Origin of the sequence: Geminicoccus flavidas, from assembly GCF_009806515.1 — a bacterium.
Lineage (GTDB): Bacteria > Pseudomonadota > Alphaproteobacteria > Geminicoccales > Geminicoccaceae > Geminicoccus > Geminicoccus flavidus.
This window is the reverse complement of the sequence record NZ_WUJP01000785.1, coordinates 1-9,024: the sequence shown is the minus strand read 5'-3', so window position 1 is coordinate 9,024 and position 9,024 is coordinate 1. Positions and strand designations below refer to the sequence as shown.

The 9,024-nt window shown below is 70.7% G+C and carries 10 protein-coding genes; 5 read left to right on the top strand and 5 right to left on the bottom strand.

The genetic code is table 11. From position 1 onward, the window contains the following. The first annotated feature begins 315 nt into the window (after positions 1 to 315). Genes EQG76_RS22570 through EQG76_RS22550 form a run of 5 tightly spaced genes read left to right on the top strand, consistent with a single transcriptional unit; the run spans position 316 to position 4,663 of the window. A complete protein-coding gene (locus tag EQG76_RS22570) occupies positions 316 to 1,425 on the top strand; it encodes a DUF2066 domain-containing protein (RefSeq protein ID WP_159716563.1) in 1,110 nt (369 codons plus the stop codon). Continuing rightward, positions 1,374 to 2,021, top strand: a complete 648-nt coding sequence (locus tag EQG76_RS22565; RefSeq protein ID WP_159716562.1) for a CDP-alcohol phosphatidyltransferase family protein — start codon at positions 1,374 to 1,376, stop codon at positions 2,019 to 2,021. Before EQG76_RS22570 ends, EQG76_RS22565 begins: the two co-directional genes overlap by 52 nt. A 13-nt stretch (positions 2,022 to 2,034) precedes the next feature. Continuing rightward, positions 2,035 to 2,763 (top strand): HdaA/DnaA family protein, encoded by a 729-nt coding sequence (locus EQG76_RS22560; RefSeq protein WP_235031513.1) that lies wholly within the window; start codon positions 2,035 to 2,037, stop codon positions 2,761 to 2,763. Further along, positions 2,763 to 3,542, top strand: coding sequence for an SDR family oxidoreductase (locus EQG76_RS22555; RefSeq protein WP_159716561.1), 780 nt, complete (start codon positions 2,763 to 2,765; stop codon positions 3,540 to 3,542). The genes EQG76_RS22560 and EQG76_RS22555 overlap by 1 nt, the downstream gene beginning before the upstream one ends. Next, a complete protein-coding gene (locus tag EQG76_RS22550) occupies positions 3,539 to 4,663 on the top strand; it encodes an anhydro-N-acetylmuramic acid kinase (RefSeq protein ID WP_159716560.1) in 1,125 nt (374 codons plus the stop codon). Before EQG76_RS22555 ends, EQG76_RS22550 begins: the two co-directional genes overlap by 4 nt. Before the next feature lie 13 nt (positions 4,664 to 4,676). Here the strand turns inward: EQG76_RS22550 and EQG76_RS22545 are convergent, their stop codons facing one another. The 5 genes from EQG76_RS22545 to EQG76_RS22525 all read right to left on the bottom strand — a co-directional run bounded on the left by EQG76_RS22545 (position 4,677) and on the right by EQG76_RS22525 (position 8,928). Further along, complete coding sequence (locus EQG76_RS22545; protein WP_159716559.1) at positions 4,677 to 5,543, bottom strand: formate/nitrite transporter family protein; 867 nt, start codon at positions 5,541 to 5,543, stop codon at positions 4,677 to 4,679. A gap of 132 nt (positions 5,544 to 5,675) precedes the next feature. Next, positions 5,676 to 6,479 carry a uroporphyrinogen-III C-methyltransferase gene (gene cobA / locus EQG76_RS22540; protein ID WP_235031512.1) on the bottom strand — a complete coding sequence of 268 codons (804 nt, stop codon included), beginning with the start codon at positions 6,477 to 6,479 and terminating at the stop codon, positions 5,676 to 5,678. After that, a complete protein-coding gene (locus tag EQG76_RS32390) occupies positions 6,476 to 7,171 on the bottom strand; it encodes a histidine phosphatase family protein (protein ID WP_255476581.1) in 696 nt (231 codons plus the stop codon). Before EQG76_RS32390 ends, cobA begins: the two co-directional genes overlap by 4 nt. A 144-nt stretch (positions 7,172 to 7,315) precedes the next feature. Beyond that, the gene (locus tag EQG76_RS22530) at positions 7,316 to 8,185 is read right to left on the bottom strand and encodes a DMT family transporter (RefSeq protein ID WP_159716556.1); all 870 of its coding nucleotides are present in this window, start codon (positions 8,183 to 8,185) and stop codon (positions 7,316 to 7,318) included. Then, positions 8,182 to 8,928 carry an ATP-binding cassette domain-containing protein gene (locus EQG76_RS22525; RefSeq protein WP_159716555.1) on the bottom strand — a complete coding sequence of 249 codons (747 nt, stop codon included), beginning with the start codon at positions 8,926 to 8,928 and terminating at the stop codon, positions 8,182 to 8,184. The genes EQG76_RS22530 and EQG76_RS22525 overlap by 4 nt, the downstream gene beginning before the upstream one ends. Positions 8,929 to 9,024 lie beyond the last annotated feature (96 nt).

The following is a 9,024-nucleotide window of genomic DNA, read 5'->3' as shown; positions in this document are numbered from 1 at the left end:
CTGGCGCCCGGCCGCGCGGTGGCGCGGGTGAGCCCGTCGATGCGGCGGACCAGCTCGTTGCCGGCCTCGATATCGACCCCGGCCTCTGCATACCTGCCGCCGCGCTGCGCCCCAGTCTGGCCTCCGGCCTGCCCCTTTGCCACCCGTTGCTCCTTGGCGTTGCGCATCAGGGCACCCCGGCCCAGCTCATGCCCGATGCGAGGATGCCGGCGGAGGCTTGCCAGCCCGCGGTTCCCGTGGTCCCTTCCGCCCGGCGTGACCACCGAAAACGGTGCGATCCGCTTTCCGCTCGTCCTCGCGTCGGGGTGATCTGCCATGGCCGCGCGCCGTCCGTCGATAGCGTTGCTGGTGCTGGGCGCGCTTCTCCTGCTGGGCCAGCCGGGCCCGGCCACTGGCCAGGCCGTTCAGCAGCGCCAGTTCATCGAGCGCGACGTTCCCGTCCAGGCCGAGGCGGACGACGCGGTCCAGGCGCGCAGCCAGGCGCTACTGGACGGCCAGGTGGCAGCGCTGCAGCGCCTAATGGCGCGGCTATCTGGCCGTGACCCGGCGAGCCTGCCCGAGGTGGCGCCGGGGCAGATCGACCGCTACGTGCGCAGCTTCGAGATCCTACAGGAGCAGGTGGGTGCGCGCTCCTACGCGGCCCGCCTCACCGTGGATTTCCGTCAGGAGGCGGTCCAGGAACTCCTGGACCGCAACGGCATCTCCTATGCGCTGGTGCCGACCCTGCCGACCGTGGTGCTGGCCTATGCCCCGGGCGGCGACCCGTATCTCGACAGCGATCCCTGGCGCAGTGCAGTGCTAGATGCCGCTGGCCAGTCGGTGGCGGTCGAGCCGATCCTCCCCTTGGGCGACGCGCAGGACCTAGCGATCGCCGAGGCCCAGGCCCTCGCGGGCGATGCCGGGACGCTCCAGCCGGTGGCCGAGCGCTATGGTGCCGACGCCGTGCTGGTGGCGCACGCCGCACCCGCGAGCGACGGCAGCCAGGGCCTGGTGGTGAGCGGGCAGTATCTGGACCGCGACGGGCTGGTGCAGGCCGTCCCGGCGCTGAGCGTGCCGCCCGGGCCGGACGGACAGGCCGACTATCCAGCGGCAGCCACAGCCCTGCTGGCCGTCCTGGACCGGCAGATCGGCCAGGCCAGCGTGCGCAGCGACGCGACCGTGGAACTGCTCTCCGCCACTGTGCCGCTTGCCGACCTTTCCAGCTGGGTCCAAATAAGGCGGGCCCTCGAGGATACCCCGGAGATCCGCTCGACCAGGATCGAGCGGATGACCCGCAGGGAGGCGAGGATCGTGATCGGGCATGTGGGCAGTGTGGAAGGGTTGCAGGCCGCCTTGCAGCGGCGCGGCCTGGCACTGAGCCAGGAGATCGAAGGATGGCGGTTGGGGCGCGCGGGCGACCGGCCGATGTCGACCATCGGCGGGTGAACGCCGCGCCGGACGGTGCCACGGGCAGTGCGCGCCACGTGTCCGACCTGAACCTCGCCAACCTGCTCACGGTCCTGCGGATCGTCCTGGTCGTCCCGGTTCTGCTCCTCCTGCTCGGGCGCGCCTATGGCTTCGCGGCTGCCCTGTTCGCCCTGGCCGCCCTGACCGATGCGCTGGACGGGCTGCTCGCCCGTCGGCTGGGGCTGGCCACCAGGCTTGGTGCGGTCCTGGACCCGGTCGCCGACAAGCTGCTGCTCACCGGCACGCTGCTGGCGCTCGCGTGGCAGGAGTTGGTGCCGGTCTGGCTGGTGGCGCTGGTGCTGGCCAGGGACGTGCTGGTGGCGCTGGGCGCGCTGGCGCTGCAGATGGGCGTGGCCGGCTTCGCCGTGGCACCCTCGCTGCTGGGCAAGGCGGCCACCGCGGTGCAGCTGGGCTATGTCGCCGCCGTGCTGGCGGATGCGGCCGAGCTCCTCCCGGTCATGGGCCTGCTGGCGGCCTGGCTCCTGCCGCCGCTGGTGCTGCTCACCCTCGTCTCGGCCGGCACCTATCTGGCTGCAGCCCTGCGCAGGCTGTCCGGCCGTGCCGCACGCAGCTGATCCGGGAAGCCCCTTGACCCGACTGGCCCCGCACCAGCAGCTCGCCCTGGACCTGCCGCACACCGAGCGCAGCGAGGAACAGGACTTCCTCCCATCCTCGTCCAACGCGGCAGCCTTGGCGCATCTGAGCCGATGGCCGGACTGGCCCACGGCGGTGACGGTGCTGTTCGGCCCGGAAGGCTCAGGGAAGACGCATCTGGCGCGGATCTGGGCGGCCCGCGCCCGGGCAGTCTGGCTGGAAAGCGCCGGCCCCTGGCTCCTGCCGCCCCGCGACCTGTTCCCGGCACCCGCCTGTTGCCTCGCCATCGACGAGGCCGACCTCGTCTGGGACGAGCAGGTCCTGTTCCACCTGTTCAATCTGGTGATCGAACGGCGTGGCAGCCTGCTCCTGACCGCGACCCTGCCGCCGGCTGGCTGGCGCCTGGCGCTGCCGGACCTGCGCTCGCGCTTGGCGCTCGCCAGCCTGGTGGAGATCGGCCCGCCCGACGACGCGCTGCTGGCCGCCCTCTATGTCAAGCAGCTGGCCGATCGCGGCCTGCGGCCGGACAAGGGGGCGATCGAGTGGCTGCTGGCGCATGGGCCGCGCAGCTTTGCCGCGGTGCGCCGGATCGTGGGCGAGCTGGACCGCGCCTCGTTGCGCGCCTGCCGCCCGGTCACTACCGCGCTTGCCCGCAGCGTCCTGGTGGACCTGGCGGGGCGAGCCGGCGAGGATGTCGCTGAACCAACGGAGGAGAATGGCTGATGGATCTCGGTATCGCTGGACGCGGGGCGATCGTGGGCGGCGCCAGCAAGGGGCTGGGTCATGCCTGCGCCGAAGCGCTGGCCGCCGCCGGGGTGCATCTCACCATCTGTGCGCGTGGCGAAGCGGACCTGAAGGCCGCCGCCGACGGCCTAGCCAGCAAGTACGGAGTCACCGTGACGCCGGTCGCGGTCGATGTGACCACCGCCGACGGCCGAACCCGCCTGCTGGAGGCCTGCCCGCAGCCGGATATCCTGGTGACCAACACGGGCGGCCCGCCCATGGGTGACTGGCGCAGCTTCCCGGAAGAGGCCTGGCACCAGGCGGTGGACAGCGTGATGCTCACCCCGCTCATGCTGATCCGGGCCACGGTGGATGGCATGGCCGAGCGCGGCTTCGGCCGGATCGTCAACATCACCTCCTCGGTGGTGAAGTCGCCACGTGCCGAGCTGGCGCTGTCCTCGGCGGCGCGTGCCGGCCTGACCTCGGCCCTGGCCGGGGTCTGCAAGGAATACGCTGCGCGCAATGTGACGGTGAACAGCCTGATGCCCGGGCCGTTCAAGACAGCACGGCTGAACGACAACATGAAGGTCCGTGCCGAGCGCACCGGCACGCCGCTGGCCCAGATCGAAGCCGGTGCGGTGGCGGCCACGCCGGCCGGGCGATTCGGCGACCCGGCCGAACTGGGCGCCTTTTGCGCCTTCCTGTGCTCGGCCCATGCCGGCTTCTTCACCGGCCAGTCGCTGATGCTGGATGGCGGCGCCTATCCGGGGATGCTGTGAAGCACCTGGCTGCGACCGAGGTCGCGGCCAAGCCCGACCGGCTGGTGCTGGGCATGATGTCCGGCACCTCGATGGACGGGCTGGACCTGGCGCTGGTGCGCGTGAGCGCCGGGCCGAAGCCGCGTCTTGCCACCCTGGCGCATCGGACCGTGCCCCAGCCGGACAGCCTGGTCCTGGTGCCGCGGCAGGTGCTGGCGCTGGACACGGCGGGGCTCGCCCGGCTGCACACCGCCCTCGGCCGCTTCTACGCCGAGGCGGCGCGTAGCTTCTGCGGCGGGCTCGGCCTGTCTCCCGATCTGGTCGGGCTGCACGGCCAGACCGTCTATCACGAGCACGGCGTCACCACGCTCCAGCTGGGCGATCCCCATTTTCTGGCGGAAGCGCTGCACTGCCCGGTGGTGAGCGACTTCCGCTCGGCCGACGTGGCGCTCGGCGGCTCGGGCGCGCCTCTGGTACCCTTCATCGACCAGCTGCTCCTGGCCGAGCCTGGCCGCACCGTGGTGGCGCTCAATCTCGGCGGCATCGCCAACATCACGATCCTCGCCGACGACGGCAGGGTTACCGGCTTCGACACCGGACCGGCCAACAGCCTGCTGGACGCCACGGTGCGCGCGGCCACGCAGGGACGCCTGACCCACGACGCGGACGGCGCCTGGGCAGCGCGCGGCCAAGTCGACCAGTGCTTGCTCGCCGAGCTCCTGGCCCACCCGTTCTTCGTCAGGCCGCCGCCGCGCTCGACAGGCCCGGAAGAGTTCGGCGCCGCCATGGCCGAGAACCTGCTGCGCCGCTCAGGCCCCGCCGAAGCCGATCTGCTGGCCACGCTGACCGAGCTCACCGCCCAGACCGTCGCCCAGGCGATCGCCCGCCACGCCCCGGGCACCGTCAAGGTCGTGGCCAGCGGCGGCGGCGTCCGCAACGCCCATCTGATGGCGCGGCTAACCCAGGCACTGGGCGGCCCCAGCCTCGTCATCTCGACCGAAGCCGGGATCGACCCGGACGCCAAGGAAGCGATCGCCTTCGCTCTGCTTGCCTCCCTGCGCATCGACCGCATCCCCGCCAACCTGCCGGCCGTCACCGGCGCATCGCGGCTGGTCCTGCTCGGCAGGATCTGCGAGATGTGACACCCCGGGCCCGCTATTCGGCCTCGATCTCGTCGCGCACCTGTCCGTAGGCGAGCAGCGCAAACAGAGCCGAGCCGCCGATCACGTTGCCGGCCAGCATCGGCAGGATCAGGCCGCCGATCCCGTGGCCCAGGCCGATCTCGCCCTCCAGCACGAGCAGGAACACCTCCATCGACCCGGCGACCACATGCGCCAGCTCGAACAGGGCGATGAGGTAGGTCAGCAGCAGGATGATGGCGCTGCGGCCGGTCTCGGCCGACGGCAGCATCCAGACCAGCGTCGCAATCATCCAGCCGGCCAGGATCCCACGCCAGAAGGCTTGCCCGGGCGACAGCTCGGCGAGTTCCCGTGCAATGGCGGTCATCCCCTCCAGGATATGCTCCGGCAGCAGGACGCCGGACAGGCAGGCGGCGGCGAACAGTGCCGTGCCCAGCATGTTGGCCAGGAACACCACGCTCCACAGCCGCGCTAGGGCTGCAAGCTTGCGGCGGCCGGGCCGGTAGATCACCGGCAGCACCGCGGTCAGCGTGATCTCGGTGAACAGCTGCTGGCGCGACAGGATGACGATGAGGAAACCGACCGCGTAGCCCAGGTTCTCGACCAGCGGACGCCACGCCGTGTCGGGCAGCGCCATGCGCAGGGCGCCCTCGGTGACCACCGAAAAGCCGATGGACAGGCCGGCCGCCAGGCCCGACCACCACAGGCTGGCGGTTGGCCTGACCAGTTCCTCGACGCCCTCGCGGCGGATGACCTCGTAGACGGCCAGCGGACGCAGCTTGCGATGCTCGTGGACATCCTCCTGCTCGTCCTGAGTCAGCGGCCTGCCCTTGTGCTCGATCGCGGCCTCGATGGCATCCTCGTCCGGTCTTGCGCTCTGCATGCCTGATCAGCTCCCGTCGGGAGGGTGTCGCCCGATGCTGATGGCTAAGGAGGTCCGGACGGGCCGAGGTTGCCTTATCGTGATGCGGCGACGCTGTTTTTCCGCAGGCAGTGCAAGACGCGTTGCCGGCGCTCAGTGATTCCGGCGCCCTGCGGCTTCCGCGCCCGGCGAGAGAAGCTGCGGGTCTCGACGCTCGAACCAGGAGAGTTCCTGGCGGAGGCTCACCACCGAGCCCACGATCACGAGCACGGGCCCGTCGGGTGCCATTTCTGCCAGGAGATCCGGCAGCGAGGCGAGGGTGCCGGTTGCGACCCGTTGCTCCGGCAGCGTGCCGTTCTCGATCGCCGCCGCCGGCAGATGGGCCGGCAGCCCGTGGTGGATCAGCCGCTCGCACAGCGCCCGGATCGGCTTCAGGCCCATATAGATCACGATGGTCTGCCGCGGCTGGCAGATCGCGGTCCAGTTCAGGTCGGGCTCGCCGTCCTTGGTGTGGCCGGTGACGAACAGCACCGACTGGGCGTGGTCGCGGTGGGTCAGCGGGATCCCGGCATAGGCGCCGACCCCGTTGGCCGCGGACACGCCCGGTACCACCTCGAATGGGATCCCGGCTTCGGCCAGGGCCTCCAGTTCCTCGCCGCCGCGGCCGAACACGAACGGATCGCCGCCTTTCAGCCGCACGACCTGGCGGCCCGCTCGCGCCTGCTCGACCAGCACCCGGTTGATGTCGCCCTGCGGCAGGTGGTGGTGGTCGCGCCGCTTGCCGGCGAAGATTCGCTCGACGCTTTTCGGCACGAGCTCCAGCAGCCCCCGGGCGATCAGCCGGTCATGCACCACCACGTCGCAGTCCTGCAGGACGCGCAGCGCCTTCAGCGTCAGGAGCTCGGGATCGCCCGGCCCCGCACCCACCAGATAGACCTTGCCCGCGGGCTTGCTCACGTCGTTCCCGATCCAGCTGCCGTGGCAGGTGGCGGCCCGGCCGCCAGCCCGGTGCCGCGGCCGGGTTGCGGCGGGCTCCCTATCATGGCGGAGGAGGAGACTGCCAGCGCCGGCCGGCCGGACCCGCGCAGATCGGGGTGTGGCAGGCTCATGGGCGACAGATGCGCCACCGTCAGCCGCAGCGCCGCGTCGGCCGTGCCATTCTCCGCCCATGTCAGCAGCGCCCGGATCGGGCCGGCATGGCCGACATGGAGGACCCTGGCGCCAGCCAGCGCGCGATCGAGGCGGACGAACGCGGCCACGGCACGGTCGAAGACCAGCTCGAAGCTCTCGCCACCGGGCGGCACCCGGCGGACCGGATCGTCCCAGAACGGCCAATAGTTCGGGTCGCCCTGCGCCAGAAGGTCATAGGCCTGCTCTTCCCATTGCCCGAAATCCTGCTCCAGCAGATCGCGCTCGGTCCGCCGCTCCGGCACCGCCAGCCCGGCCGCTTCAAGGGAGGCCAGGGTCTCCCGGCTACGCCGGGCGGGGGTGACCACCGCGACGTCGATCTGGCCGATCCGCTCAAGCAGTGCCGCAGCGTCCACAGCGTCAGGAGGGAGGATCGCGCGATCCGACCGGCCGACGAACCGCCCAGTCGGACCCACCGTCGGCGCATGCCGCAGGAGGCACCAAGCTCGTGCCGCCGTCATGGGAAGTTGGAACCGGCCATGCTATCCTATCCGACCTTGCCAGCGCGGCACCATGCGCCGCGAGCAGGGCCAACGCTATTCACAAAAATTACCAAACGAACCCGAGGACAGCTAAATCGACAGCAATTTCAACATCTTGCAGGATCAGGCCGTCCGCGTGCGGTTCACCAGGAACACGCCCAGCAGGACCAACAGTCCCGCCAGTAGCAGGGCAAGACTGGCCGGTTCGCCCAGGGCCAGCACTGCAAGCGATGCGCCGACCACCGCGCCCACCGAGCCGATCTGGCTGAGATAGACCGGCCCCGCGATCTTCTGCAGGATGAAGTAGAGGGCATAGGTCGCTGAGAACACGGCGATCTGCGCCAGCAGCAGCATGACGGAAGCCTCGCCCAGTGGCGGCGTGCTCCCCGACAGCGGCAGGAACGGAACCAGCAGGACCGCACCGCCCAGCAGCATGCCAGGTGCCAGCGACAGGGCACTGGCACCTTCTGGCCAGCGCAGGGTGCGATAGATGTTGCCGGCCGCGATCACCAGCGGCCCCGCCAGCGCGGCTGCCGCCCAGAAGGGCGCGGCCGAACCGCCGCCGCTGCGGCCGAATGCCAGCACCAAAGCGCCGAGCAGGCCCGTGGCCACTCCGGCGGCACGCACGAGGCGGAGCTGCTCCATCCGGAACAGGAGGGCCAGGAGATAGGTGGCGAGCGGCGGGAAGGCGAGGCAGAGCGCCACGAAGGCGGCACCCACATGCGGGATCGCCAGGAAGAACAGGGCGTTGGGCAGGGCGATGCTGAGCAGGCCGGAGCAGAGATAATAGGCCAGCGCCTGCCTGCCGAGCCCCGGCCAGTTGCCCGTGCTGGCCGCCAGCGCCAGCAGTACCAGACCGGCACCCAGGGCCGAGCAGCACAAAAAGGCGAGGGCGGGCCAGCCTGCCTGGAGCGCCAGCTTCACGATGTTGGCGGTGAGCCCCAGCAGGCTGCCGACCACGGCCAGCAGGAGGAGCGGCCGAGGATCCCTCAACCGCCCACCATCATCTTCACCACCTCGTCGCCATTGGTGGCGTCGATCGCCCGCTCGCCGGCGTTCCGCCCCCGGCGCAGCACCAGGATCCGGTCGGACACGGCGAAGATGTCGTGGAGGTTGTGGCTGATGAAAATGATCGCGACACCCTGGGCCTTGAGCCGCTGGATCAGCTCCATCACCTTGCGCTGCTCCGGGACGCCGAGTGCTGCGGTCGGCTCGTCCATGATCAGGAGCTCGGCCTTCCAGTAGATCGCCCGGCCGATCGCCACCGCCTGGCGCTGGCCACCCGACAGGTTGCGCACCGGCTGGGTGAGCTTCCTGGTCTCGATGTCGATCTCGAGCTGTTCCAGAACCTTCTCGGACTCCCGACGCATGGTCTCGCGGTCCAGCCGCGGCAGGAAGCCCAGGAACTTGGTAAACCGCTCGCGGCCGAGGAACACGTTGGCGCCGACGTCCAAATTGTCCGCGAGTGCGAGGTCCTGGTAGATCGTCTCGATGCCGGCGGCGCGCGCGTCCGATGGCGTCGCGAAGTCGACCGGCTGGCCCTTGAAGTGGATCTCGCCCTCGTCGCGGCTGTGCACCCCTGCGATCGCCTTGATCAGGGTCGACTTGCCGGCGCCGTTGTCGCCGGCCAGCGCCAGCACCTCGCCGCGCGCCACCGTCAATCCGACGTCCGATAGGGCGGTGACGCCGCCAAAGCGCTTGGTCAGGCCCCTGATCTCGAGAAGCGGCTCACTCATCGCGCCGCCCCCCGCCGGTCAGCCGCTCGCGCGACTGGTCGATCAGCACCGAGACGATGATCACCACGCCCACGGCCACGAACTGCCAGAATGGCG

Coding starts and splice junctions, on each gene's coding strand:
- EQG76_RS32390 (WP_255476581.1), bottom strand. CDS start 7,171: ATGACGGCGGCACGAGCTTGGTGCCTCCTGCGGCATGCGCCGACGGTG.
- EQG76_RS22545 (WP_159716559.1), bottom strand. CDS start 5,543: ATGCAGAGCGCAAGACCGGACGAGGATGCCATCGAGGCCGCGATCGAG.
- EQG76_RS22555 (WP_159716561.1), top strand. CDS start 2,763: ATGGATCTCGGTATCGCTGGACGCGGGGCGATCGTGGGCGGCGCCAGC.
- EQG76_RS22570 (WP_159716563.1), top strand. CDS start 316: ATGGCCGCGCGCCGTCCGTCGATAGCGTTGCTGGTGCTGGGCGCGCTT.
- EQG76_RS22525 (WP_159716555.1), bottom strand. CDS start 8,928: ATGAGTGAGCCGCTTCTCGAGATCAGGGGCCTGACCAAGCGCTTTGGC.
- EQG76_RS22565 (WP_159716562.1), top strand. CDS start 1,374: ATGGCGGTTGGGGCGCGCGGGCGACCGGCCGATGTCGACCATCGGCGG.